23 protein-coding genes and 2 pseudogenes are annotated in these 25,550 nt (G+C 67.6%); 10 read left to right on the plus strand and 15 right to left on the minus strand.

The window, feature by feature from the left end:
• Positions 1-2: 2 nt before the first annotated feature.
• The 5 genes from ABZS29_RS16875 to ABZS29_RS16895 are packed head-to-tail and all read right to left on the minus strand — an operon-like array spanning position 3 to position 3,657.
• A complete protein-coding gene (locus ABZS29_RS16875) occupies positions 3-542 on the minus strand; it encodes a hypothetical protein (protein WP_355462767.1) in 540 nt (179 codons plus the stop codon).
• Positions 543-575: 33 nt separating this feature from the next.
• The gene (locus ABZS29_RS16880) at positions 576-995 is read right to left on the minus strand and encodes a cupin domain-containing protein (protein WP_355462769.1); all 420 of its coding nucleotides are present in this window, start codon (positions 993-995) and stop codon (positions 576-578) included.
• Positions 996-1,022: 27 nt separating this feature from the next.
• Complete coding sequence (locus ABZS29_RS16885; protein WP_355462771.1) at positions 1,023-1,598, minus strand: GerMN domain-containing protein; 576 nt, start codon at positions 1,596-1,598, stop codon at positions 1,023-1,025.
• A complete protein-coding gene (locus ABZS29_RS16890; RefSeq protein WP_355462772.1) occupies positions 1,595-2,959 on the minus strand; it encodes a HAMP domain-containing sensor histidine kinase in 1,365 nt (454 codons plus the stop codon). The genes ABZS29_RS16885 and ABZS29_RS16890 overlap by 4 nt, the downstream gene beginning before the upstream one ends.
• Positions 2,956-3,657, minus strand: coding sequence for a response regulator transcription factor (locus tag ABZS29_RS16895; RefSeq protein WP_355462774.1), 702 nt, complete (start codon positions 3,655-3,657; stop codon positions 2,956-2,958). Before ABZS29_RS16895 ends, ABZS29_RS16890 begins: the two co-directional genes overlap by 4 nt.
• A 142-nt stretch (positions 3,658-3,799) precedes the next feature.
• On the opposite strand from ABZS29_RS16895, the gene ABZS29_RS16900 reads away from it, so the two are divergent.
• Genes ABZS29_RS16900 through ABZS29_RS16915 form a run of 4 tightly spaced genes read left to right on the plus strand, consistent with a single transcriptional unit; the run spans position 3,800 to position 9,925 of the window.
• Positions 3,800-4,111: an STAS domain-containing protein gene (locus tag ABZS29_RS16900; RefSeq protein ID WP_355462775.1), complete on the plus strand. Its 312-nt coding sequence runs from the start codon at positions 3,800-3,802 to the stop codon at positions 4,109-4,111.
• An 11-nt stretch (positions 4,112-4,122) separates the two neighbouring features.
• Positions 4,123-4,545, plus strand: a complete 423-nt coding sequence (locus ABZS29_RS16905) for a hypothetical protein (RefSeq protein ID WP_355462776.1) — start codon at positions 4,123-4,125, stop codon at positions 4,543-4,545.
• A 39-nt stretch (positions 4,546-4,584) separates the two neighbouring features.
• Positions 4,585-7,665, plus strand: coding sequence for a hypothetical protein (locus tag ABZS29_RS16910; RefSeq protein ID WP_355462778.1), 3,081 nt, complete (start codon positions 4,585-4,587; stop codon positions 7,663-7,665).
• Positions 7,666-7,669: 4 nt separating this feature from the next.
• Entirely contained in the window at positions 7,670-9,925 is a 2,256-nt protein-coding gene (locus ABZS29_RS16915; protein WP_355462780.1) for a hypothetical protein, read from the plus strand.
• Positions 9,926-10,110: 185 nt separating this feature from the next.
• Here ABZS29_RS16915 and ABZS29_RS16920 read toward each other — a convergent pair whose 3' ends face one another.
• Positions 10,111-10,713, minus strand: a complete 603-nt coding sequence (locus tag ABZS29_RS16920; protein WP_355462782.1) for an HNH endonuclease family protein — start codon at positions 10,711-10,713, stop codon at positions 10,111-10,113.
• A gap of 230 nt (positions 10,714-10,943) precedes the next feature.
• On the opposite strand from ABZS29_RS16920, the gene ABZS29_RS16925 reads away from it, so the two are divergent.
• Complete coding sequence (locus ABZS29_RS16925; RefSeq protein WP_355462784.1) at positions 10,944-11,768, plus strand: helix-turn-helix domain-containing protein; 825 nt, start codon at positions 10,944-10,946, stop codon at positions 11,766-11,768.
• A gap of 65 nt (positions 11,769-11,833) precedes the next feature.
• Positions 11,834-12,415 (plus strand): annotated as a pseudogene (locus ABZS29_RS16930) (dihydrofolate reductase family protein).
• Positions 12,416-12,419: 4 nt separating this feature from the next.
• Here ABZS29_RS16930 and ABZS29_RS16935 read toward each other — a convergent pair.
• The 8 genes and pseudogenes from ABZS29_RS16935 to ABZS29_RS16970 form a co-directional block, all read right to left on the minus strand.
• Entirely contained in the window at positions 12,420-12,968 is a 549-nt protein-coding gene (locus ABZS29_RS16935; RefSeq protein ID WP_355463203.1) for a hypothetical protein, read from the minus strand.
• Positions 12,969-13,185: 217 nt separating this feature from the next.
• Positions 13,186-13,704: pseudogene (locus ABZS29_RS16940) on the minus strand (sigma-70 family RNA polymerase sigma factor); the annotation flags it as partial.
• Between the two features lie 65 nt (positions 13,705-13,769).
• The gene (locus tag ABZS29_RS16945) at positions 13,770-14,558 is read right to left on the minus strand and encodes an HAD-IIB family hydrolase (RefSeq protein ID WP_355462786.1); all 789 of its coding nucleotides are present in this window, start codon (positions 14,556-14,558) and stop codon (positions 13,770-13,772) included.
• Entirely contained in the window at positions 14,555-15,349 is a 795-nt protein-coding gene (locus ABZS29_RS16950; protein ID WP_355462788.1) for an inositol monophosphatase family protein, read from the minus strand. Before ABZS29_RS16950 ends, ABZS29_RS16945 begins: the two co-directional genes overlap by 4 nt.
• 12 nt (positions 15,350-15,361) lie before the next feature.
• Positions 15,362-16,123, minus strand: a complete 762-nt coding sequence (locus ABZS29_RS16955; protein ID WP_355462790.1) for an HAD-IA family hydrolase — start codon at positions 16,121-16,123, stop codon at positions 15,362-15,364.
• Positions 16,111-17,256 carry an ABC transporter ATP-binding protein gene (locus tag ABZS29_RS16960; protein ID WP_355462792.1) on the minus strand — a complete coding sequence of 382 codons (1,146 nt, stop codon included), beginning with the start codon at positions 17,254-17,256 and terminating at the stop codon, positions 16,111-16,113. Before ABZS29_RS16960 ends, ABZS29_RS16955 begins: the two co-directional genes overlap by 13 nt.
• Positions 17,257-17,260: 4 nt before the next feature.
• Positions 17,261-19,084, minus strand: a complete 1,824-nt coding sequence (locus ABZS29_RS16965; protein WP_355462794.1) for an iron ABC transporter permease — start codon at positions 19,082-19,084, stop codon at positions 17,261-17,263.
• A 27-nt stretch (positions 19,085-19,111) separates the two neighbouring features.
• Positions 19,112-20,317, minus strand: a complete 1,206-nt coding sequence (locus tag ABZS29_RS16970; RefSeq protein ID WP_355462796.1) for an ABC transporter substrate-binding protein — start codon at positions 20,315-20,317, stop codon at positions 19,112-19,114.
• A gap of 175 nt (positions 20,318-20,492) precedes the next feature.
• Between ABZS29_RS16970 and ABZS29_RS16975 the strand changes: the two genes are divergently transcribed.
• From ABZS29_RS16975 to ABZS29_RS16985, 3 genes are read left to right on the plus strand one after another with little or no spacing between them, the layout of a single operon-like run.
• A complete protein-coding gene (locus tag ABZS29_RS16975; RefSeq protein WP_355462798.1) occupies positions 20,493-21,800 on the plus strand; it encodes a phytase in 1,308 nt (435 codons plus the stop codon).
• A gap of 31 nt (positions 21,801-21,831) precedes the next feature.
• Positions 21,832-22,785, plus strand: coding sequence for an inorganic phosphate transporter (locus ABZS29_RS16980; RefSeq protein ID WP_355462800.1), 954 nt, complete (start codon positions 21,832-21,834; stop codon positions 22,783-22,785).
• The gene (locus ABZS29_RS16985; protein ID WP_355462802.1) at positions 22,782-23,417 is read left to right on the plus strand and encodes a DUF47 family protein; all 636 of its coding nucleotides are present in this window, start codon (positions 22,782-22,784) and stop codon (positions 23,415-23,417) included. The genes ABZS29_RS16980 and ABZS29_RS16985 overlap by 4 nt, the downstream gene beginning before the upstream one ends.
• A 5-nt stretch (positions 23,418-23,422) precedes the next feature.
• On the opposite strand, the gene ABZS29_RS16990 is transcribed toward ABZS29_RS16985, so the two are convergent.
• The gene (locus ABZS29_RS16990) at positions 23,423-24,163 is read right to left on the minus strand and encodes a GntR family transcriptional regulator (protein ID WP_355462804.1); all 741 of its coding nucleotides are present in this window, start codon (positions 24,161-24,163) and stop codon (positions 23,423-23,425) included.
• Positions 24,164-24,330: 167 nt separating this feature from the next.
• On the opposite strand from ABZS29_RS16990, the gene ABZS29_RS16995 reads away from it, so the two are divergent.
• Positions 24,331-25,548 carry a right-handed parallel beta-helix repeat-containing protein gene (locus ABZS29_RS16995; RefSeq protein ID WP_355462806.1) on the plus strand — a complete coding sequence of 406 codons (1,218 nt, stop codon included), beginning with the start codon at positions 24,331-24,333 and terminating at the stop codon, positions 25,546-25,548.
• Positions 25,549-25,550: the final 2 nt, after the last annotated feature.

The raw sequence follows: 25,550 nt of genomic DNA on the forward strand, positions 1-25,550 counted from the left end.
GTTTAGGCGACGACGATCTGTGCGGTCTTGGTCGCGGTGAACCGGCCGGCGGGGCCGCCGCAGTACGAGATCTTGTAGGTGAAGGTGTAGGTGCCGGGCTTCGCGTAGGTGTGCGGCGCGGCCGGCTCGTAGGTCTGGGTGCCGGTCTTCTGCTTGGTCGCGCCCTCGCAGGTGACGCTGCCGCCGTCGGAGCCACCGGGCTCGGATCCGTCGCCATAGGTGTACTCCGCGCCGAGGCCCAGGTCGACGAAACTTGTGTCCTCGGGCAACGGCTTGCGGTCGTCGCCCCCGAGCGGAACGACCGCGGTGCCCGCGACCGTGACCTTCATCGTCAGCACGCGGCCCTTGACCACGGGGAAGAGCGTGACCTCTGCTCCGACCTTCGCCGGCGTCGAGGCGCTGGGGGTCGAGACGCTGGGGGTCGTGGGAGCGGTCGAACCTGCGGCCGACGGCTTGTCATCGTTGTTGCAGCCAGCAACAACAATCGGGGCCACCAGCGCCAAGCTGAGCAGGGTGGTCGTGGTCAGGAGGGATTTCGGCATGCCTCAGGTTAGCGCCGCCGCCCTCAAATTGCCCTATGCAACGATCGCCGCGGCCGGCGATGTGGTGTATTCCTCATCGGTGACGGGGTCGAGCCACTCGACCATGGCGTGATCGTCGTCGGCCTCGTTGATCGCGAGGTGCACCATCATGCGGTTGGGCGCGGCGCCGTGCCAGTGCTCCTCGTTGGCTTCGAACAGCACGCGATCGCCGGGACGGATCACCTCGACAGGACCGCCGCGCCGCTGGCACAGGCCGACACCCTCGGTGACGAAGACGGTCTGGCTCAGCGCGTGCCGGTGCCAGTGCGTGCGCGCGCCCGGCATGAAGTGGACCAGATTCGCGGCGATCCGGGACGGCGGGGGAGCCGCGGCGACGGCGTCGATGTAGACATCCCCGGTGAACCAGTCGGCCGGTCCCTTGACCGTGTCGATGCTGCTGCGCGTGATCTGCATGCCACGACAGTACGACGGCCTGCGACTTCACCGGGAGCGGAGGGATTCGTAGTCGTCGGCGGTGAGGGGGTCGGTGGTCAGGGCGCCGTCGGCGAGCAGGGCCTCGACCGTGGCGCCGTCGTGGGTGAACAGGACCTCGTCGACCGTCGGCAATGCAGTGAGGGACAGGACGATCTGGCCGACGGCGAGGATGTTCTCGGTGGCCGAGCGGCCGTCGGTCTGGCCGGACAGATCGAGGATCACCCGACGGTTCTGTACGGCGACCACCTGCAGACTGAGATCAGGCGGAAGGGCGGTCGTGATGGCGTTGGCCTGTTCGGTCTCGGTCGGCCCGTCCTGCAGAGCCTGTACGACGGCCGCCACGCGATCGCCGGGCGCATCGCGGCGGAGCGGGACCAGCCGGTCCTTGCGCACGAAGTCGACCTGAACGGTCGGTCGACCGGGTGTTGTCCTGGCCTCCGGAGAGGTCGGTTCGTCCGGGTCGCGGAGCTGGGTCGGGATCGCGCCGGGCTCGATCGGGGCGGCCTCTCGCTGGATCGGAATACCGCACCCGGCCACGACAAGCAGGATCACGGCGGCGAGCGCCGTACGGCGGGCTGTCACGACTGCACCTCGGGAAGCCGGACGACGAAGCGGGCACCGCCGGTCGGGGATACGGAGCACCAGACCGCACCGCCGTGCGCCGCCGCCGTCTCGGCGACCAGAGCGAGACCGAGGCCGGTTCCCGAGGACGAGCCGCGTCCGGCCGGACCGGTGGCGAACCGCTCGAAGACGCGTTCGCGATCTCCCGGCGGTACGCCGTTGCCGTCGTCGTCGACCGTGATGAGGACGGTGTCCGCGGACCGGGTGACGGTGACGCTGATGAGGCCGCCGCCGTGGCTCTCGGCGTTCTCGAACAGGTTGCGGAACAACCGGCCGAGTCGTGGTTTGTCGGCGTGCACGAGGACGTCGTCGGCGCCGTGCAGGATCGTCGGGTCGTGGCCGACTTCGCTCAGGACCTGGCGCAGCAGGTCGGCCAGCTCGACGGTGGTGCTGGGGCGCCGATCGAGGCCGGCGTCGGCGCCGGCGAGTTCGAGCAGATCGTCGAGGAGCCGCCGGAAGCGCTGCAGATCGGCGGTGACGAGATCGAGGGCGCGTTGCGAGCGTTCAGGAAGTTCATCCCGCCGGGCGTTGAGGAGGTCGACGCTTCCGACCAGCGTGGTGAGCGGCGAGCGGAGTTCGTGGCTGACGTCGGCGGCCAGCCGGGCATCACGGTTGATGCGCTGCTGGAGCGTGTCGACCATGCTGTTGAACGAGCCCACGATCGTGGCCAGCTCGGGATCGTCGGTGGCCGGAAGCCGGTCGTCGAGCTCGCCACCGGCGATCGAGGCCGCCGTGACGGCGACCCGGTTCAGCGGCGTGGTCACGGACCGCGTCGCCCACGAGCCGAGCGCCGCGCCTGCTAGCGCGGACAGCAGAGCACCGCCGATCAGGATGCCGCTGAGCAGCCGCAGATTGCTGTCGAGCTCCATCAATGGAGCGATCTCGAAGAACTCCGCCCCCACCGACGGGACCGGTACGCCGACCGCCAGCGCGGGTCCATCATCGGACCGGAACCGCTGCGTGGCTGCCTGTCCGGAGGCGATCTGATCGCGCACGCTCGCCGGAACCGCTTCCCGACCCTGATCCAGAGCCGAGGCGTACCACTGCCCCTGCCACTTCAAAATGATCGTGTGACCAGCCGGTGTCCCGGCCGCCGTCAGGACCGCGGACACATCGGCACCGGCACTCTCCAACCGGCGTTGCACGAAGGCGGCGTCCGCAAAGGTCTGATGCTGAACGACCCGCTCGCGCTGCGCCAAGAGGTAGCTCCGAGCCAACAGATAAGTGCTGGCGGCGAACACGGTCGAGACCGACAAGGCGACCAGGGCGAACGCCAGGATGAGCCGGGGGCGCAGCCCGAGGGTGCGCAGCCGCGAGGTCATCGCGGGTCCAGGCGGTAGCCCATTCCCCGGACCGTCATGACGATTTGCGGCTGCCCGGGGTCGCGCTCGATCTTGGTACGCAGCCGCCGGACATGGACGTCGACGATCCGCTCGTCACCGTAGTACCCGTGCTCCCACACCGAGGACAGCAGCGCCTGGCGGCTGAGGACGCGGCCGGGCGGCTGCGCGAGCTCGGCCAGCAGCCGGTACTCCGTCACCGTCAGATGCACGTCCTCGCCGTCGAGCATGACCGCGCCACGCGCCGTCGACAGCACCAGACTCCGCCGCGGGTCGGAGTCGAGGACGACGTCGGGCTCCAGGGTGTCCGCGCTGGTCCGCAGCCGGCGACGCAGGGCCCGGAGCCGGGCGGTGATCTCCTTCACCTGGAACGGCTTGGTGACGTAGTCGTCGGCCCCGGCCTCCAGACCGGCCACGATGTCGTGGGTGTCGGAGCGGGCGCTGACGATCACGATCGGGATGTCGCTCAGCCGCCGTACTTCGCGGATGCAGGTGTAGCCGTCGATCTCGCCGAGCATCAGATCGACCATCATCAGGTCCGGCACAGCCGCACGGACCTGTTCGAGCGCACTGGTCGTGTCGGCGGCCTCGGCGACCTGGTACCCCTCGTCCTCCAGCGCCAGGCGCAGCACCGCCCGGATCCGGTCGTCGTCTTCTACTACCAGGACCTGCATCGGCATCGTCACATCTTGGCAACCGGAACCGCGATTGTGACCGGCGGGCGCGTCCCCGTCATCAGATCGTCAAGTAGGCGTCCCTGCGATCTCAAACTCCGGGGGCCAGAGTGGGACCAGGAACCGCATGCCTTCCGGAGGGACTTCCATGAGCGACACGATGCACAGTCCGCCACCGCAGAAGGCCATCGTCGCGCTCGCCGAGTCGGATCTGGGCAGCGGCCTGACCGCACTGCGCTGGCGCCTGCGTGGACTCGTCATGGACGGCGTCTGCCTGGTGGTCCTCGATGTCACCGAGATCGACCAGATCGACTCGACGCTCCTGGCCGCGCTGCTCGACACGCACCGGGTCTGCCGCCAGCGCGGCGGCGGCGTGGTGATTCGTCATGCGAGTCGCAAGATGACCGACGTACTGCGTCGGACAGGGTTGGACCGGGTCTTCGAAGTCGAAGCGGCGTAGCGGAGCCGGCTGTGTCGCACAATGAGGACTACGTCGACGTGACGATCGTCGAGTTCGCCGCGCATACGGCCTATCTCGACCCGGCCACTGGCACCGGATACCTGGTCGTACCGCTGCCGGAGCGCGATGTGGCCGCGCCCGCGGACGTCCTGACCGAAGCCGCGTGGTCCGACCAGCTCACGGAGACCGATCGAGGCGTTCGCCTGTCCTTGCACGAGGCGGACCGTGAGTCGGCGCTCGCGCAGCTCGCCGCAGACCAGTGGCTGCTGCTCTTCGACGAGGAGGATCGGGTCGACCGCGCAGGGCAAACTCACGACGGTCGCGACGTGCTCTGCCTGCACGGCCCGCCACCGCCCGAGGAACCCACCCTCGAAGCCATCCGCCGCGCCGTGATCGCCCTGGACATCGCCGTCGGCATCCGCACCCGTACCTGACCCGCTGTATCACTGGAGACCAGGCCGTCTCCTAATGTCATGGAGAATCTGTTTCGCTTGATGCTCCTGCGGCCTGCGATCGAGCAGGCACCAGAGCAGTCGTCCATCGGACTCGAGCAGGAGTCCGGGTATCAAGATGCCTTGCGAGCCGCCGTTGTTTCCGGCGGCGGCCGGCCAGGGATCGAAGCCGCTTCGGCGGAGTTCGCAGCGTCCGACGAGTTCGTTTCCGGGGTGCTGGACACGCCACTCGGAGCTGAGCTCGATGAACTTGCTGATCGCGTTGACGCTCTCGAGGCGGCCGGGGAGGTGCCGTGGTCGGAGCTGGCCAGCGCGGTCGAGGAGGTGTTCGGGAGTCCGGCGGCGGACGTGGTGGCCGGTGACGCCTACCAGGAGACGGTACGGCGGCTGCGTGACAGCCTGATCGCGATCAAGGTCCTGCAGCAGCTGCACAGCCTGCCGATCGAACGGCTGACCCGCCAGCTGCGCACGGCCGAGCTGATCGCGGACGTCGCCGCGGATCACACGACCGGAGACATCGCTCGCCGCAGGCGTCGTTCGGTCGAGCTGCCGGTCGAGCTCGAACTGAAGTCCCGGCTGTCCACCCGGGACGCGCGCAAGGAGCTCGAGGCGCAACGCCAGAAGCTTCTCGAGGAGCGCCGCAAGCACGTCGACGAGTTGCTCACCGAGCACGAAGTGCTACGCGGAGCGATCTCCGAACTGGCCGGTCTCGACTCGATTCATTTCCGCGCCACCGAGCTGGTCGCCAGCGAGCCGACCAGGACGCCCGACGTCACGGTGTTGACCCACGCCGTCAGCAGTGCGGCGAGTTACACCGAGATCCTGCGTGAGCAGCACCTCAAAGGCGTTCCGCGTCGTGAGGACGAGGAGCGTGCGGAGGCGCTCTCGATCACGACGCCGTACGCCGAACTCGCGCAGACGCTCGTCCAGGCGCCCGATGTGGTGCTGCCGGTGCGCGCCGCGTTCACACCGCTCGCACTCGCGGAGGTCGGGTTCGTCCTGAAGCCGAGCGTCGGCGACCGGCTGTCGCAGAAGACCCAGGAGGCCCTCAAACGACGCGGTATCGACCTCGGTACGACGCCGCTCGACAAGGTCACCCAACGGCTCCAAGCCGATCTCGCCACCACGGTCGACAAGCTCGAACTCGTCGCCGGCCACCCGGAGAAGCACTCGTTCGTCCGGTTCGGCGACGCCCTGATCTCGGTCAAGACGCCGCTCACGACCGGCTGGGGCGAACTGGGAACGGGCGGCATCCTCGGTCTTCCGTACATCCCGATGAACGGGAGCGTGCCGCAGACCAAGGGAAATGTCGCGCCGGCCGGTGTCGCCGACCTGCTGCTGGTGAAACAGCAACTGACCGGCTACGAAGCCGTGGACGTCGCGCACATCGAGAACGTGCTCAAGGGTGAGCTCAAGTCGCGCGAGCACAGCCGCCGCGAGGAGAGCGAGACGATCACCTTCGTCGAGACCGAGACCAGTACGTCGGAGGAGCACGAACTCGAGACGACCGACCGGTTCGAGATGACCCGGGAGGCGAGCGCGACGATCAAGGAGGATGTCGCGCTCAAGGCCGGGCTGACCATCTCCGGCAGCTACGGCCCGACCGTTGAGTTCGCGGCCAGTGCCGAAGGCTCGTTCAGCCGGTCGAAGGAAGAGGCGACCAAGTCGGCGACGACTTTCTCCCAGGACGTCACCGAGCGGACCGCACGCAAAATCTCCGAGCGGGTGCTGCAGCGGACGACGGTGCGCACCCTGACCGAAGTACTGGAGAAGAACGTCCACTCGCTCGACAACAGGACCGGCACCGGTCACATCTCCGGCGTGTACCAGTGGGTGAACAAGGTCTATCAGGCCCAGATGTTCAACTACGGCCTGCGGATGATGTTCGACTTCATGATCCCCGAGCCCGCTGCGTTCCTGGTGGCCGCCATGAACCAGGCACAGAGCAGCGCGCTCACCCTGACCAAGCCGCCGGACTTCACGCTCGCGCCGGCACAGCTCAGTGAGAGCAACTATTCGTACTGGGTGAAGGTCTGCGGCGCCACCGACGTCGCCCCGCCGCCCGAGTTGTTCCGCACCAAGTCCGCCGACTTCAAGGGCGGTGGCGGGGACAGCAAGACCAACTACAACCATTCCGCGCAGATCACCATCGACGACGGCTACCGGGCGGTGTTCGGCAGTGTGGGCCGGGTCTGGAACGTGTGGGAGTCCGACGCCAGCGTTGATGTCGTGCTCGGCCGCCGTACGCAGCGGATGTCCGGCGGTCAATGGTTGTGGACCACGACGCTGGACGACGAACGCGACTCGATCCCGTTCGCGCTCGACTCGTTCCACGCGTCCCAGGTCGCGATCGCGATCGAGGTGAAGTGCCAGCGGACCGACCGTGCCCTGGAGAAGTGGCGCCTGGAGACGCACGCAAAGTTGCTCACGGCCCATAACGCGCAGGTCGCGGACTACGAGGAGAAGCTGTCGCAGCTCAAGCTGCAGGCCGGCGTCGCGATCCGCGGCCGCAACCCGGGGGCGAACCAGGTGACGATCCGCCGGGAGCTGCAGAAGAACTGCCTGAGCATCCTGACCGATCAGCACTTCGACCTGTTCGACGCGGTCGTCGACTCGGCCGTCAACGGGCTGCCGCAGATCGACGTCTCCGAGGCGGCGGCCGAAGGCGCGTACGTGCGCTTCTTCGAGCAGGCCTTCGAGTGGGAGCACATGTCCTGGGTCACCTACCCGTACTTCTGGGGCAGCAAGGACCAATGGGACGAACGACTCGGGTACGACGATCCCGACCCGGCGTTCGTGGACTTCCTGCAGGCCGGGTACTGCCGGGCGACCGTCCCGGCGCGACCCGGGTTCGAGGGCGCGGTCGACCACTTCCTCACCTTCGGCGAGATCTGGAACGGCGGCCCGCTGCCGACCATCTCCAGCCCGCTGTACCTGCCGATCGCGGACGAGCTGGCCGAGCGGCTCGACCGCCCGGGCGCCGAAGTACCGCAGGGTGAGCCATGGACCGTTCGGGTTCCGACCAGCCTGGTCAAGCTGCGCGCCGACGACGCGCTGCCGGTCTGGGAACAGAACGAGGACGGCGACTGGGTCGAGGCCTGAGCTGATGGGTGACATCTCCCGGCACCGGGACATCTTCCTGTTCACCAGGGAGACCGTCCCGGCTGCCGTCCTCGACAACGTCAAGCTGACCGCCGACGACTTGACGTACCTGGAGCTCGGCAACTACCTGACCGACGTCTCGCAGTTCCGCGACCCGGTCACGTACATCTTCGCCAAGCAGCGGATCTGGCGGGAGTTCGTCATCCCCGCCGTCCAGGACAAGACCCAGTTGCTCCGCGGGATCGCCGCCCTGGGAGCCGGTGCCGCGCTCGCCGCATCGCAGTACCTGAAGACCCTGACCTCCGGTACGGCGGCCGACGTCATCGAAGGCTCCGGCATCGGACTGGCCGCGATCGGCGGGATCATCGCGGCGCTCCCGTCCGACACGTACGCCGACCTGAGCGGAGCCGACAACTGGATCGACTCGCTCCTCGGTACGCCGATCGAGCGCACCCCCGGCGCGGCCCGGGACGACGAGAAACACTACGGCTACCTCGGAGAGTTCTTCCGGCTGTTCATCGAAGGAACCACCCAGATGCTGTTCGCGCAGGACGTGAACCGGCGACTCAGTGGTCCGTGGGGCTCGCTCAAACCGATCCCGGCCAACCGCGTCGACGACGTGTACGGCGAGTTCTTCACGCAGTACTTCCCGCATGAGCACACCGACCAGCCGCCGTACGTGTGGAACGCGGCCAAGCGGCCGGCCAACAAGCTGTACCAACCCAGCCGGCGGCAGGCGAACCTTGCCGACGGCGACGTCGGCGTGATGAACGCGGTGGACGCGCACTACGTCGCCTACCTGGCCGAAGGGCTGGCCGGCATCGAGGACGAGTGGCGGGCGCTCGGACGGGAAGACCAAGCCGGCCGGCAGCGCTTGCTGGTGCGGGTCGGCAAGCTGCTGCACGGCGTCGAGGACTGGTTCTTCCATTCGAACGTGGTCGAGTTGCTCGAGCTGCGCAGCTACCGACCGGCCCAGGTCGAGGGCGAGAGCGACGACGCGTTCCTCAAGCGGTTCGTGGACGACGTCGCGAAGCGCCGACCCGAGTTCGTCGCGGCCCAACCGGCCGAGCGGATCCGGTTCAAACGCAAACTCTTCCGGCGGCTGCGCTATCCGGCGTACGAGGTGGGCGGGAAGACACAGACCGCCGGCGTCGTGAGCAAGACCAAGATGTCCACGCCGAGCACGCGGCACGCCTATCCGGCGTTCCCGTCGGCGCAGGACACGGCGCACACGTTGCTGCATGCGCTCGAGAATCTCGAGCAGAAGGTCATCGGCAAGCCGGGGGAGCTGCCGGAGTGGGCGAAGGAGACGCTCGAGGAGTTCCATCTGGAATTCCTTGGTCTGCTGGCCGAACCGCTCGTCGTCGCGGCCGTCACCCCGGACCTCCGGGAGTCGATCCCATTGGTGCTCACACTGCTGAGCGACGACGAGCGGCGCCGGCTCGCCGCCAACGTCGCCCCCGAGCACTGGCCGCTCAAGCCCGGCGCCACTGCGCCCAAACGCACGACCAAGGAGACCGAGCTCGACCTGCAACTCAAGCGCCACGCTGCCGCCCTCGAACCGAGGCTGCACAAGGACGGCAACACCGAGAGCAACTACGACCAGTTCGTCCGCTTCCTGGTCAAGCGCGGCCGCCTGAACGACAAGGGCCGCGCCGCCTTGCTGGCCGCCTTCGCGATCGACCGCAAGGCCGAGCAACTCTCGTCCGCGGCACCTGGTGCCGGCGGGTTCCTGATGCAGTTCGCTGTCTCGGACCTGCAGAAGCTGCTCCTCGAAGGCAACGCCAGGTCCGCGGAGCTGGACAAGACCGCGGACTCGGTCTTCGCCCTGGATTCCGACAACGGCGCGTTCAACGAGATCGTCGGCTCGCACTCTCTGATGTCGAAGGACACGCTCACGTCGGTCCCGTTCTTCGACGACGCCCGAGTGCTCGCCAGTGTCGCGTCGTCGACCGTCTTCACGATCCTGCTCGAGCAGATCGCCACACCCAAAGCCGACCGCAGGTTGGCGTGGGAAGAGGTCCTGCATCACCTCATCCGCTTCCCGCCGTCCAACGGCGGCTGGGAACGCCGAGCGCTGGCCCTCTTCGCGCCCGAGCAGAAGATCCCGCGGTACGCCGACCTGCCCGAGTTCGCTCAGCTGGTCGCCCGATCGGTCCGGCCTGCTCCGAAGCAGCAGCCTGGGCAGTCCAAACGCGCCGACCTGGAAGAGCGCTACCGCCGTCTGGAATCCGAATTGTCGAAGTACCGCTATCCCTAGGCTCGTTGGAGTCGAGGGCGCGGACCGGGTAAGCGGTCCGCGCCCTCTAGGGCCGGCTTTGTGACACCGGGCAGCCCCTGTGCTGCGTCCCTGAACCCAGAGCTGCGGCGCTGGGGCGACTCGGGGGTATCACCCCAGCGCCTTGGCCTCGCAGTACCCAGGAACCACGGAACGAATCACACCGATCACGGACAGAGTTGGGTGATGCCCTTGATCGAGTTGCGGTCGTCGGTGGTGATCGGGAGCGACCACTTGTGGGCGACCTGGAGGTAGCGCAGGGCATAGGTGCAGCGGTAGCCGCGGTTGATCGGCATCCACTCGCCCGGGCCGGAGTCGCCCTTCGAGGCGTTGGCCGATCCGCCGACCGCGATCAGGTTCATCGCTTCGTCGTTGGCGAAGTCGACGCGGCGTTGCTTCGGCCAGCCGGCGGCGCCCATGTCCCACGCGCGCGACAGCGGATAGATGTGATCGATCTGGATCTCGGAAGCCTTCTCCTTGCGGAACTCGACGCGCTGACCGGTGTACGGCTCGACGAGCAGCGTGCCGGCGATCACGACACAACGGGACTTCCCGCGGAACTTCGGCGCCTGCAACTGCGCAGCCAGTACGTCGTTGCGCGTGTCACAACCGTTGTGGCCGCCGATCCCCGAGTGGTCGTCCGACCAGGCCTTGCCGAATTGATCCCGCCGATACCCAGCCACCTCGGGCCGCTTTCCGAGCACCCGCACTTCGCGGAGTGCGGCCGCGATCGCCTTCCCCGTCCCCGGCGAAGCGGTCGACGTCGCCACTGGCGGCTTCGGCCTCGGCTTCGACGGAGTGGTGGTCGGTCGCGGCTCGGCTCCAGCCAACGTGCACCCGGTGAGTACTACGGAAAACAGGCAAACGACAGCGAGCAGGCGGCGAGTCACCGGCGGGACAGTACCCGCTTGAGCCGCCCGCGCATCTGAGAATCGCCGGTGGTCGAGGCCCGCTCCTGCGTGATCCGCCGTACGTCGTGGATGCTGTCCAGGTGGAGTACGTGTCCAGAGTGCCGCGACCGCTCGACGGGCTGATCGACGACCTCTACTACCTGGAGGGTGCGCCGCCGTACCCGCGGCTGACGCTGCCGCCGCCGTCGGCCTTGCTGATCATCAATCTTGGGGCGCCGTTCCGCATCCGCGGCGGCGCCGACCTCGAGCTGACCGAGTACGCCGACGGTTGCGTCGTCACCATGCCGACTCGTGCCTGGGAGTTCGGCTACCCGCCCCAGACGCGGTCCGTCGGCGTGCACTTCAAGCCGTGGGGACCGGGGCCGTTCCTGCCGATGCCCGCGGCGGAGCTGTGTGACCGGCCGGCGACCCTCGAGCAGGTGTGGGGCGGGCCCGCCGTTGCCGAACTGCGAGACCGGCTGGCCGCTGCTGATGGACCGCTCGCCATGCTGACGCTGCTCGAGGAGGAGCTGGTACGCCGGCTGCGCGAGACAGCCGGCTTGGACCTGGTCAGCCAGGCGGGCAGCGTCATCGCGGCAACCAACGGAGCGGTGGCGATCGGCGACCTGACCGCGGCAGCCGGTGTCAGCAGCACACATCTGAACCAGCGGTTCAAGGAGATCATCGGCGTCACGCCGAAGCGACTCGCCCGCACCTACCGCTTCGCCGCCACCGTGCTCGCGATCGATCCCGCCGTACCGATCGACTGGAGTGAGGTCGCCGCCCGCGCGGGCTACTTCGACCAGGCCCACTTCGGCCACGAGTTCCGCAAGTTCACCGGGCTCACCCCGACCCGGTACGTCGAGATCCGGCGGCGGTTCCTGCGCGAACACCCCGGCCACGTGCTGGACAGCTGGCCGCTGCCGGCCGATTGATTTCTTACAAGCGCTGCCGCCCACAGCTCGCTACTTTGAGGTCTCCAATGAGAAGGGAGAGCCTTGTGGGCAAGGTGGTCATGTACAGCACGGTGTCGCTGGACGGCTTCGTCGCGGACGAGAACGACCAGCCCGGACCGCTGTTCGACTGGTTGACCAGCGGTGACGTCCCCTTGGACGACAGCGGCGTGCTGAAGGTGTCGCAGACGTCGTACGACTACGTTCGGCCGTACTGGGACTCGATCGGCGTGACCATCGTCGGCCGGCACGTCTTCGACCTGACCGACGGCTGGGACGGAACGCCGCCGGGCGGAGTGCCCCACGTGGTCGTCGTGACGCACCGCCCGCCGCCCGAGGGCTGAGACCCTGCCGCGCCGTTCCACTTCGTCGACAGCATCGAGGCAGCGGTGTCCAAGGCCCAAGAGCTGGCGGGCGACCGCGTCGTGGAGGTTGCCGCCGGCAACGTCGGTGGCCAGGTCCTCGCCGCGGGTCTCGTCGACGAGGTGCGGATGGACGTCGTACCGGTCGTCTTCGGCTCCGGCAAGCCCTACTTCGGATCGGCGCAGGTGCAGCACCTGCTGGAGGATCCTGAGGTAGCGATCCAGGGCAACCGCGTGCTGCACCTGCAGTACCGAGTACGTCGCTGACGAATCACTTGCTGGCCTGGATGCCCCAAATGGGCTGGGTGCTCGTCAGCCCGTTCGATCCGGGGATTTCCACCGGCTGTCCTGAGGCGTCCAGGAACTGGGTCTCCAGGGTGGCGCCGTCGGGCTGTACCACGATTTTGTCGGTCCAGGCCTGCAGGTAGACCACCCCGTCCATGGCCCGGCTGGAGTACCAAGGACTGGTTCGGCCGTGGTCGACGATCCGCTGCCGAGCCCGCTGCACCGACGAAGGAACCCGGACCCAGGTCGACGAGTAGCTCTTGCCGCCCTGACTGATCAGGTTGGTCCCCTCAGCAGGCCGGAAGCTGTCGTCGTAGCGCATCTTGCCGGTCGTCGTGATGAAGTTCTCCATCCGGAAGCCCTGGGCGGCGATGGTCCCGTCGGTGACGCCGGTCGGCTTGCCGGAGCAGCCGGTGATCCGGTTGTCGCCTCCCGTCACGCCGTTGCCGCCCTCGCTCCGGCCGAGCCAGGCGACCGTCCACTCGGTCTCGCCCAAGGCGGTCTTGATCTTCGTCGCGTGCAGAGCCTTCCGCATCGTGCCGTTCCAGAACCAGCAGTGCTTGAAAAGCGTCGCGGTCTCGGCCGGCGTCAGTGGTCCCAGATCGATGTCGATCTCGGCGGGCTGGGTCGGCGTCGCGGCCGGTTGCCGGTCCGGTGCCCCGGACCTGAGCGCGGGCGATACGACGACCGCGGCGGTGACGACGGCCGCGGGACTTGACCGTGCCTTCGGGAATACCGAGGACCGCCGCTGCTTCGGCCATCGAGCAGCCGGACCAGGCAACGAGTTCGACGACCTCGCGCTGGCCGGCCGGAAGCGTGGCCAGAACGGCTCGCAGCTCCCGCATCGCGCGTTCGGAGTCGACGTTCGCGGCCGCCGTACCGGAGTGATCCGGTACGGCGTCACCTCGGACCGCGACGCGTAATCGCTCCCGCAGCGCGCGCAACCGCCGTACCGACCGGAGCACGTTCGTGCACTCGAACGTGGCGATCCGGAAGATCAGCGGCCGCGCACTGTCCAGCAGCAACTCGTCCAGCGCTCCGTCGCCCGCCCGCCGCCACAACGCCGTGAACGTCGCCTGCACGACGTCCTCCGCGCTCGACCACGAACTCGTCCGCCGGAACGCGAAGTTGTACACCGAGTCACAGTGCCGACGGAACAACTCGCTCAGCGCTCCTTCGTCACCGCCCCTCAGCCGCTCCCACAACTCGCGGTCCGACGTCGGCTCAAGCCCCGGGCCATCGCTCACCGCCACCCCTAGCTTCGTCCTCATACCCCGCCCGTGTCCGCCACCCGGAATCCGGTTCCCCTTGGATTCTGCTCCCAGGCGGCTCCGGCTCAGAGTAAGTAGTGGTCGATCAGGTCGGCGACGGCTCCTTGGGAGCAGGGGGACACGATGACGTCGGCAGCTCGTTTGACGTCAGGGTGGCCGTCGGCGACGGCGGCGCCGAGGCCTGCGGTTTGGATGAGTTCCAGGTCATTGGGGTTGTCACCGATGGCGGCGACGCGGGCGAGGGGGATCTCGAGGGATGCGGCGAGGGTGGCGAGGGCGGATCCTTTGTCGGCGTGGGCGGGAAGGACTTCGAGGTAGGTCTTTTCGGAGCGGACCAACCGCACTCCGGTGATGGAGTCGGCGATCAGGTCGACCAGGTCGCCTGGCGACTCGGCGATGAGCATGAGTTTGGTGGGGACGCCGGGCGGGGCGGAGGTCTTGAGCTCGATCTGGTCGCGGGCGGCGTAGTCGGTCAGGGCTGGAGCGGATTTGACGATGTAGGCGTCGAGGTCCTGGAAGGCGACGGCGCCGACCGTTGCGGGGAGCAACGGCAGGCTCTGGGTGCAGAGGACGTCCCAAGCATCGCCCAGGGTCAGGTCGAGCAGGCGGTTGCTGGAGGCAAGGTTCGTGATGCGGGCGCCGTTGTACAGGATGAGCGGGGTGTCCAGGCCGAGTTGTTCGTGGTAGCGGCGGGCCGAGTGCTCGTTGCGGCCGGTCGCGATGGTGACGACGCCGCCGGCCGCACGGTAGCGATCGATCGCCTCGGCGTTCCGGGGTGGGATCTGCAGGTCGCGGCCGACGAGCGTGCCGTCGAGATCGGTGACCAGCCAGTCGTACTTCAGGCGCGCGGTCATGCGCGGTAGGTGTCGGCGAAGTGCTGGAGCACTGCCGGCTGGAGGTCCGGGGTGTGCGCGGCGTACCGGGGCTGGTCCCAGCCCTTGCCGCCGAAGCCCAGGTAGGCGCCGCCGGCTTGGCGGACGATGAGTTGTGCGGCGCAGATGTCCCAGGCGCTGACCGACGTGCCGAGTGCGGCATCGGCCCAGCCCGCGGCGACATGGCACAGACTCAGGGCGGCGCTGCCAGGACGCCGGACGGTCCCGTAGCCGGCGATCAGGTCTGCGTAGAGCGCGAGACCTTCGGCTCCGTCCTCGGTCAGGGCGCGTGCGTTGGGGTAGCTGGTGATCAACAGCGCGCGAGCCTCGGTGGTGACGCCGCGGGAGCGTAGCGGTTCGCCGTTGAGCCAGGCGCCGGTGAGGTCGGCGGTGAACAGGTGTCCGGCGATCGGGTCCAGTACGGCGCCCGCCACGATCTGGTCGTCGACGACGGCGCCGATCGACGTGCAGAAGAACGCCAGTCCGCGAGCGAAGTTCGCGGTGCCGTCGATCGGGTCGACGTACCAGGTGACCGTGCTGCCGCCGGGGCGGACGCCGTCCTCCTCGCCGACGATGCTGCTGCCCGGGATCTTGCTGGTCAGCAGTTCGGCGATGGCGTCCTCGGCCTGCCGGTCGTGGACGGTGACGGGATCGTGCTCGTCGCGTTTGAAGTCGACAGTCATCGAGCTGCGAAACGCCTGCTGCAGCTGGGGACCGACGAGTTGGGCGGCTTCCGCGGCGACCGCACGGAGCTCTTGGGACAGGACGGTCATCAGACTCCTCAGTCAGATTGATGCGAGCAGCAGTGCGCGGAGGCCGTCGGCATCCGGTACGACGGCATCGGGGACGGCTCGGACGACGTACGGCCGGTCGTAGGTGCCGGGCGCCTCCATCAGGATCGTTGCGCCGACCCCGGCGCGCCGGCCGCAGACGACATCACGGTCGAAGTTGTCGCCGACGTACCACGTCTGCTCGACCGGTACGCCGAGGGCGCGGACGGCGAGCTGGATCATCTCGGGATTGGGCTTCCGGACGCCGACTTCGTCGCTGTAGACCTGCAGGGCCAGTTGCTTCACGAGCCCGGTCCGATCCAGATAGTCCCGGTGAACGGCGCCGCTCAACGCGTTGCTCACCACGGCGACCGGGATGTCCGCAGCGGCGGCCGCATCGAGCAGCTCGGGGATCCCGGGCCGATGCTCGCGGTCCTGCCGGACCTCGCCCATCCGCTTGCACAACGCCGTCGCGTGCGCGATCACCCAGTTCTGTGGGCCGATCGGCCAGTCGGCGGCGACGAAGTCGGCCCAGAACTCGCGATGAGTCAGCTCTCGTGGGGCGGCCGGGCGGGACATCGCGTTCTTCCACGCCGAGTCCGCCGCGGCTCCGGCCTCGATATCCGTCCGCATGTCGTCGATGCTGAGTCCTGCCGGACCGAACCGTTCGTAGAGTTCGGCGGCGAGTTCTCTCGACCAGTCCGGCCGCTTGGTGGTCGCGACCAGTACGCCGCCGAAGTCGAGCAACAAGGCCGCCGGCCTGGTCAGCTGATCCATTGCGCGGCCTCGTTCCGGACGAGCTGACGGTCGTTGCCCAGGTCGAGACGGTTGCCATCGGCACCGAAGAGGTGGATCGCCTTGCGTTTGACCGCGCAGCGAAGGACCTCACCGGAGGCCGCGGACACTTCGTCGGTGCTGACCAGGTAGAGCTCGGTCGCGCCGACCGTGACCGAGACCGTCCACGCGGCACCGGTCGGAAGGACGGCGCGGACCTGCGCCTCGAACACCCACTCGTTCTCGGTGCCGAGATGCCCGTCCTCGACAACCCGGATGGCCTCCGGGCGCACCCCGATCGTGGCGACGTCATCGATCGCGCGGGTCTGGGTGAGCGTCAGATAGCGCCGGGCATAGCCGCCGAGCGACGAGTCGTCGCTGTCGCACGGCGCGAGGTTCATCGGGGGACTGCCGACGAACGCCGCGACGAAGGTGTTGGCGGGCCGGTGATAGACCTCCAGCGGCGGCGCGAGTTGCTGCAGTACGCCGTCCTTCATCACCGCCACCTGGGTCGCCAGAGTCATCGCCTCGAGCTGGTCATGGGTGACGAACACGATCGTGTGACCGGTCTCCTCGTGCAGCCGCTTGAGCTCGGCCCGCATCTCCAGCCGGAGCGTGGCGTCGAGGTTCGACAGGGGTTCGTCGAGCAGCAGAACAGACGGATTGACCGCCAGCATGCGTGCCAGCGAGACGCGCTGCTGCTGGCCGCCGGACAGCTGGGACGGGTACCGGTCCGCGGCCTGTTCGATCTGCATCATCTTCAGCGCCGCATCGACTCGCGCTGTGCGTTCCGGTGCCGCAACCTTCTGCACCCGCAGCCCGAACTCGACATTGCGGCGGACGGACAGATGCGGCCAGAGCGCGTAATTCTGGAAGACCAGGCCCATCCCACGTTTCTCGGTGGGAACGAAGGTGCCCTGGGCCACTGAATCGAGGACCCGGTCGCCCACGGTGATGGAGCCGTCGGACGGGTGCTCCAGGCCGGCGATCATCCGCAGCGTGGTGGTCTTCCCGCAGCCCGACGGACCGAGCAGGCAGGTGAAGGAGCCGTCGGGGATGGTGAGGTCGAGGTTGTCGACGGCCCGCGGACCGACGCCGTACGACTTGCTCACGGATTGCAGCGTGATGGTGGGCACAGGCCTAGCCTCCGAGTCCGGACGCCAAGCTGGTCCGGGTCAGTCGTTGGGTGAGATAGGTCGCCAGGAACGCGACCAGCGCGATGACCAGCACGACGGCGTTCGCCATCTGGTCGTAGGCGAAGTCGATCAGGTTGATGGAGAGCGTGGTCAGCAGTTGAGTCCCGGTCGTGGTCAGCATGATCACGATGCTGAGCTCCTTGATCCCGGAGATGAACGGCAGCACGATGCCGGTGACCAGCGAGCCGCGCTGGATCGGGATGACGACGGTGCGCACCCGGGTGAACCAGCCCGCGCCGGTGATCTGCGCGGCCTCCTCCGGCTCCCGTCCGAGCTGCGTCATCGCGCTGATGCCGGATCTGGACGCGTACGGGAGGTGGGTGACCGCCAGCACGATCACCAGCAACGTGATCGATCCGTACAAGGCCGGCACGGGACCTCGGCGTACGGCGAACAGGGACAGGAAGGCGGCGGCGAACGCGATGCCCGGCACCAGGTAGGGCAGGAAGCTCACCTGTCGCAGGGCGGTCGCGATCCGCGATCCGTCGGAGCGGACGACGACGTACCCGATCAGGAGGCCGATGAGACCGCAGATCAGTGCGGCCAGACCGACGATCCGCAGGCTGTTCCAGGCCGCATCGAGCAGTTCGGTACCGCGGAGCAGGCCGTGCGGGAAGCCCGGGGCATCGGGCAGATCGCGCGCCAGCCAGTACCTCAGCGTGAAGTTCTCCGCCTTGAAGACACCCGGCGTGATCGTCACGGTGGACAGCGCCAGCGTCAGGACCGGCACCACGACACTGAAGACGAAGATGCTCAGCGCGACCCCACCGGCGACCCAGCGCCAGCGTCCCAGTTCGATGATCCGGTCCATCGCGCCCTTGCCGCCGACGGTGACGAAGCGTCGTTGTTCACGGAGCAGCCGGGCATCCGCCAGGACGACAGCGACCCCGATGACGACGATCACGGTCGCGATCACCGCGGTGATGCCTGGCTCGTGGTTGCGGACGGAGGCGAACAACGAGGTCGACAGCAGGTTGAAGTCGACCGGCAGTCCCAGGATGTACGGCGTACCGAACGTGCCGAGGATCCGCCCGAAGACGAGCAACGTGGACGACGACAGCGACGGCAACATGAGCGGCAGCGTGATCCGGCCGAGCACGGTACGGCGACTGGCGCCGAGGATCCGGGCCGAGTCCTCGAGCTGTGAGTCCAGCCGGCGCAATGCGTTGCCGAACAGCAGCAGGACAAAGGGAAAGTAGTGGAGTCCCAGACAGATGATGATCGGGACCGCGCCGTAGGCCAGCCAGTCCGGCGTACTGATGCCGCGGGCTTCCAGGATGCCGACTTGACCGCCGGAGCGCTCGTTCTTGAACAACGCCAGCCACGCCAGGGCGAACGTCCACGACGGCAGCATGTACGGGACTACCAGCGCGGTGGACAACCACTTGCGTCCGGCAACATTCGTCCGGGTGAGCAGGAAGGCGCTGACGCCGCCCAGCAGGAGCGCCAGCGCGGTCACGCCGACCGCCACGATCAGTGTGTTCAGCAGCGGCTCCCAGAACACGATCGAGCTGATCTGCGAGCGGAAGACGCGCCAGAGGTAGTAGCCGGTCAGCTCACCAGCGGCCTGACCGGTCTTCGGTTCGTCGCCGAACTGCACGCGCGCAGCGTCGGACAGGACAGCGATCAACGGCGCGATCACGAGGTAGAGCAGGACCAGCGTGAGCACGATGCCGATCAGCAGCGTGGGTTCGTGCAGGGCTACGCTCAGGCGATAACGCCGGCGGCGGGTACGGCGTACCGCCGGGCGGGCATCGGTGATGACCATGGGGGAGTCCTTCGGGGAGCAGGGGGATCAGCGATGGTTGAGGCGCCAGTGGTCCTGCATTGTCTGCGCGTCCCGGAAGTCCGCGAGCAGCTTCGAGGAGTCGAACTTCATCAGCTGCCGGCTCCAGTCGTTCAGCCCGGGCGGGTTGTTCTTGCTCGGCGGTACGGCGTTGCTGCCGGAGATCCCGCCTGAGCCCATCTCCGGTGTGATGCCTTCCGCGGTCAGGACGAAACGCAGGAACAGCTTGGCCGCGTTCGGATGTTTGGAGCCGGTCGCGATCGCGCCGAACTTCGGGTACTGATAGCCGACGTACGGCTTGAGGGTGTCGCAGACCTTCATCTTGTAGCCCTTGCCGGCGACATCGCGGAACTTCGCGATCGACACCAGGCCGATGCGGGGCTCCTTCTGATTCGGCGCGGCGACCGCGGCTGAGACGTCGTCGTCGGCCGAGGTGAGCACGGGACTGTTCTTCGCGAGCTGCTTCACCCATTCCTTGGCCGCGGACGATTCCGTCGTCTTGAGGTCCTGCCCGCTGTTGGCCTTGTACGCCGTTCGCAGCTCCTCGTCGTACGTCGAGCCCATCTGGTTGAACCACTCGACGATGTTGGGTTTGCCGAGCGGATCCTGCAGGGTGACCTTGCCCTTCCACTCCGGCGAGGTCAGGTCCCAGAGATTGTCGACCGGGCAGCCCCGCGGGAAGACCGCCGGGTTGTAGATCCAGACGTTCGCCTTGGACAGCACCATCAGCGGATTGCGGTTCGACTCGTCGATCTGGTCGGCGACGTCAGCCGGGATCCAGGTATAGACCGTCTTCTGCGGGAGCAGCTGGCCGACCAGCGTCGGCCCGTTCTCGTACAGAGTCAGGTCGATCGTGACGTTCTTCGCCTGGGCCTCGCGGGTCATCTTCTCCAGCGTGTCGCCGACGTCCGACTTCACGCCGGTGGTCTTGATCCCGTACTTCGTTTCGAACGCCTCGGCCACCTTCTTGATGTCGCCGGTGCTGTCGTAGACGGTGACCGAGCCTTCCTTCTTCGCGGCGGCGGTCAACGCGGCCAGGTCGAAGGCGGTGTCGATCACCGGCTCGGCAATGGCTGCGGCATCGGTGGCGTCCGTGCCGTGCGTCGCCGTGGACGGTGCGCAAGCGGCGACGGCCAGCGTGGCGAGAACCCCGGCCGCGAGCAGCCGGTGCCGGCGTTCGGCGGGGCGGCGAGTAGTCCTGGTACGGCTGACCATGAGCGATACCTCCTGGATCTGACCGGGCGAGAGCCTCGGCGTGGTGCAGAAAGGCTCACTCGGTTACGTCGTTATGTCAAGACATAAGGACGTACTGATTGGGCGATTGTTGGTAAGGACATACTGATGTATGGTCCAGCACACATTCACCGCTCCGCCTGATCTGGAGGTACTGGTGTCAACTCCCCGACGTTCCTTCCGCCTACCGGTCGTGCTCGGTCTGGGCCTCGTCGCCACTGCGGCGATCGGCCTGCCGGCAGACGCAGAGACGACCATCCCCTCGATTCACGCCGTCACCGAGACGCCGGCCCAGTTCGACGACGACGCCGGCGGCAATGCCGACGCCGACGACCCCGCGATCTGGCGCAACAACGCCCACCCGTCCAAGAGCCTGGTGATCACGACCGCCAAGGAAGCCGGTCTGAAGGTCTACAACCTGGCCGGTGCTCAGCTCCAGGTGCTGCCGGTGCCTGCTCCGCCGGCGCCCGGTTCGGAGAGCGGCCGATTCAACAACGTCGATCTGCTGACCGGTGTGCAGTTCGCCGACGGGAAGGCCGACGTCGCTGTCGTCTCCGACCGCGGTCGCGACCGGATCCGGACATACCGGATCAACCCGAACAGCACGACGACACCGTTGACCGATGTGACGGCGGCGTCGGTACCCCGGGTCTTCTCCGCGACCGAGGCCGAGGTCGAGGACCAGAACACGGCGTACGGGCTGGCTGCCTTTACGGACAAGGCGACCGGGAAGCACTACGCGATCGCCAGCCGGCGGAACAACACCACCCTCAAGCTCGTCGAGCTGAAGGTGCTCGGGGCAACTGTTACCTACACCACCGTCCGCAGCTACAACCTCCCGGCCAGTTTCACGCTGCCGAACGGGACGAGCTGGGCACCCTGCGACGAGCCGGGGTCGACGCCGCAGGTCGAGGGCATGGTTGTCGACAGCTACACCGGCAAGCTGTACGCCGGGCAGGAGGATGTCGGCATCTGGAAGCTCAACGCCAACCTGGTCGGGACCCCCGTACTGGTGGACAAGGTCCGCGAGTTCGGGGTCCCCGGGACCTACGACCCGGAGACCGACGAGTGCACGGCCGGTGCCGATCCCGGGTACGGCGGGACGCACATCACGGCCGACGTGGAAGGTCTGACCATCTTCGACGACGGCGATGGTGAGGGGTACCTGCTGGCCTCGAGCCAGGGCGACAACACCTTCGTCGCCTACGACCGTGAGGGATCCAACTCCTTCGAGACCAACTTCCGGATCGCGCCCGGTACGTCGGTCGACGGTTCCGAGGAGTGTGATGGCGCCATGGTCTCCAGTGCGTCCTTCGGTAGCGCCTATCCGGACGGACTGCTCGTCGTGCAGGACGGGTTCAACGCCCCGGACGTGATCGGCGACGACGGCGAGCCGCGCGCCAACACGAACTTCAAGTTCGTCAGCTGGGACGACGTCGCGGACGAGACCGGCCTCGACGACTGAGTCGCGATCACCGAAAGAAGGCCTGCTTCCTGTGCCGTTCCTCCTCCTAGCCGCTGCCATCGCCTTCGTCTTCATCTGCGGCGCCAATGACGGTGGAGCCTTGTTGTCCTTGGGAATCAGGCATCGCGGCGCCTCGTCCGTAGTGGTCCTGACCGTGCTGGCGTGCGCGGTAGCTGTTGGACCTGCTGTCTTCGGGCTTGGCGTCGCCGCGACGTTCGTCGATGTCACCGGTACCGATGGTCAGTTGATCTTTCTCGTCGGTACCGGAGTCGCGATCGGCCTCGTTCTGGCCCTGACCTGGCGAGGTATCCCGACCAGCATCACGCTGGCGCTGCTCGGAGCGGTCGCGGGCGCCGCGGTCGGGCTCGGCTCCGCACCCGACTGGGCTCGCCTCGGCTTCGTCCTCGCGCTGGGTGCCGCTGCTCCCTTCGTGGGGATGGCGGTGGCGTATCTGCTCGGCCGCGCCGTACGGCGGGTGCCGGTGCAGCGGGTCGCGCGCTGGACGAGCGCGGTCCAGCTGCTCGCCTTCGTCGGTCAGAGCCTCGCGTACGCCGCGAACGACGGGCAGAAGATGTACGCCGTAGCCGTGACGACCTTCGGGGTCGCCGGCTATCCACTGGCGCTGGAAACCCAGGTCGTGCCGGTCGCCGCCATCGCGGGCGTCTTCATGATCGGCGCCGCCGTCAGCCTGCGACGGGTGGGCCGCGGGGCGACCTCGACCTTGTTACGGATGCGTCCTGGCCATGTCATCTCCGCCGAGGTGGCGGCATCGGCGGCCGTCTTCGGCAGTGCAGGTCTCGGCGTTCCGGTCAGCATGACGCAGGCCACGACCGGCGGCTTGGTCGGGGCGGCGCTGAACGACGGCCGGCGTTCCATTCGATGGCAGTACACCGCACCGCTGGCCGTCGCCTGGGCGGTCACACTGCCTGCCGCGCTGGCGGGCGGCGTACTGATCGGGCTTGTTGTGAACGGAGTGAAGTCATGAGGATCCGTAGGTTGTACGACGACCTGACCGGCCGAACACATCATCGGGCACTGGAGGCTCTGCGCGGCCAACTAGGGAAGGCGATCGACGGCGTGAGCCTCACCGCGCGAATGGTCAGGGGCGAGATAGGCCCTGCCGAGGCCCGTGCCGAAATGGTCGACGTCGAGCACGACGGTGACTCGCTGCGGGCGGTCTTGGTCGGCGAACTGTCCACGGCCTTGACCACCCCGATCGACCGCGAGGATCTCTACCGGCTGTCCAGATCGGTCGACGACGTACTGGACAACCTGCGTGACCTGGTTCGCGAAACCGACCTGTACGGCGCACTCCCGGACACCGCCGACAGTGAGATCCTGGCAGCGGTCGCCGAGGGGCTGGCTCTTCTGCAGACTGCGATCGGGAGTGTCTCGCGGCGGCCGGCCGAGGTCACCATGACGACGCTGGCGGTTCGCAAGTGTGCCGGCAGAGTGCGGCAGCTCTACCAAATGGCCGTAGCGAAGCTGTTCGAGCAGGAGCTGTCGACCGACCTACTGAAACGCCGGGAACTCTTGCGGAGGCTCGATGTCGTCGGTCTTCGGCTTGGTGAGTGCGCCGACACTCTCTCCGACGCGATGCTGAAGCGCAGCCACTGAGGCGGTCAGTCGAAACCGAAGGAGATGTCCACCGAGTACAGCGATGCCCGGTACAGGTCGCGCCCGAATTCGATCGGGCGCCCGCTGCCGTCGTACGCGGTTCGGTGCACTGTCAGCAGCGTCGCGCCGCGGGATTCATGTAGCAGACCGGCCTCGGCCGGCGTCGCCTTCCGGGCCCCGACGGTCTGCTCGGCCGACTTCACCTCGGTGCCGGCGGCGCGCAGCAACTGGTAGAGCCCGCGGCTCGCCAGCCCTTCGGCCGTCACGTCGAGATCCGCCAGGATGTGGTTACGCAGGATGGCCAATGGCTCGTCATCGGCGAACCGAAGTCGCTCGATCGCGAGCACCTCGGTTCCCGGCTCGAGTCCCAGCGCCGTGGCCACTTCCTCCGGCGCTTCCACCAGCTCACACGACAAGACCTCGGTCCGCGGTCGCCGTCCGGATCGCTGCAGATCCTCGAACAAGCTCGTCCGCTCGACCTTGCGGCGGACCCGGTTGTTGACCACCGACGTACCGACGCCGCGCTTGCGACTCAGCAGCCCCTTCTCGACCAGGTACTGCATCGCCTGCCGCACCGTCGGCCGTGAGATCCCCAACTGCTCGGCCAGCACGATCTCGTTGTCCAGCCGGGTCCCGGACGGAATCTTGCCCGCCTCGATCAGCTCCTGCAGCCGCTGCGCGACCTGAAAGTACAACGGCACCGGACTCGACCTGTCGATGTCGACCAGCTGGTCGAGACTCTGCATCATTCCTCCAAGCCTGTCCGAACACCCAATGTCATTATGTCAGCATCAACGACCAAACGCGCAAAGGCGGGGGAGCGACTCGGTGACCGCAACCTGCCAACGTCGGCACAACTGCCGCGGACGGCGGGAGACTGGGCGGCCAATGGCCGCTAGCGCAAGGACTGTGGATGAAACGACGACATCTGGCTGAGGTTGCGATGGCCGGTCTGCTGGTTCTCGGTGTCGCACCGACCGGTGCCGGTACGGCGTCCGCCGGCGGGCGGACGTTGACGGTCGGGAAGTCAGGGGCGCAGTACCGCACGATTCAGGCGGCGGCCGATGTGTCGAAGCCCGGGGACACGATCCTGATCTCGGGCGGTGTCTATCGCGAGGCTTTGAGGCCGAAGAGCGGGGCGGCGGGGCGGGTGATCACCTATCGGGCTGCGGCGGGAGCGCGCGTCGTACTGGACGGCGACAAGACACTGAAGTCGGGTAACGGGTTGCTCAACCTGGACGGCACGTCGTGGCTGAAGTTCGACGGGATCGGGGTGACGAAGTCGCCGGCTCATGGTGTCTACGGCAACGAAACGAAGCACATCACTTTCACCGGGTGCGAGGTGTCCTCGTCGTCCGACGGTGGACTGGTGCTGGTGAACAGCAGCGACTTGGTCGTCGACGGCTGCGACATCCACCACAACAACGACAAGGGCACCAGCGCGGACAACGAGGCGCTGTCGATCGCCTTCAGTACGCGGTTCGACGTACGGAACAATCACGTGCACGACAACGGTGAGGAAGGGATCGACGCCAAGTACAGCGACCACGCGGCCGGCGTGATCCGGAACAACCTCGTGCACGACAACCGCGGCCCGAACATCTACGTCGATTCGTCGTCCGGCGTCGAGGTGAACGGCAACACGACGTACGGCGCCAAGGAGTCGACGAAGGCCGGGATCGCGATCGCGGTGGAGGACTATTCGGAGTCGCGGAAGGCGCAGAACATCCGCGTGGTCAACAACGTCTCGTACCGCAATGCGGGCGGCGGTATCTCGTTCTGGAAGGAGAGCAGCGGCACGATCTCCGGGATCTCGATCGTCAACAACACGATCGCGAACAACGCGAAGCCCGGCATCGTCGGCGCCTCCGAGGTGAGCGGCTCGAGGAACGTCGTACGGAACACGATCTTCGCGGGCAATCAGCCGGGCATCGGCGGATCGTTCCGGGCCGACCACAACCTGACCACCGATCCGGGATTCGTCGACCCGGGCAACGGCAACTTCCACCTGCGCGCGGGCTCGCCCGCGATCGACACCGGCCGTGCCTCGGGCGCCCCGGCGACCGACCGGGACGGCATCGCGCGACCGCAGGGCAACGGGTACGACGTCGGCGCGTACGAGGGCCGCTGACG

This window comes from Kribbella sp. NPDC005582 (assembly GCF_040605415.1).
GTDB lineage: Bacteria > Actinomycetota > Actinomycetes > Propionibacteriales > Kribbellaceae > Kribbella.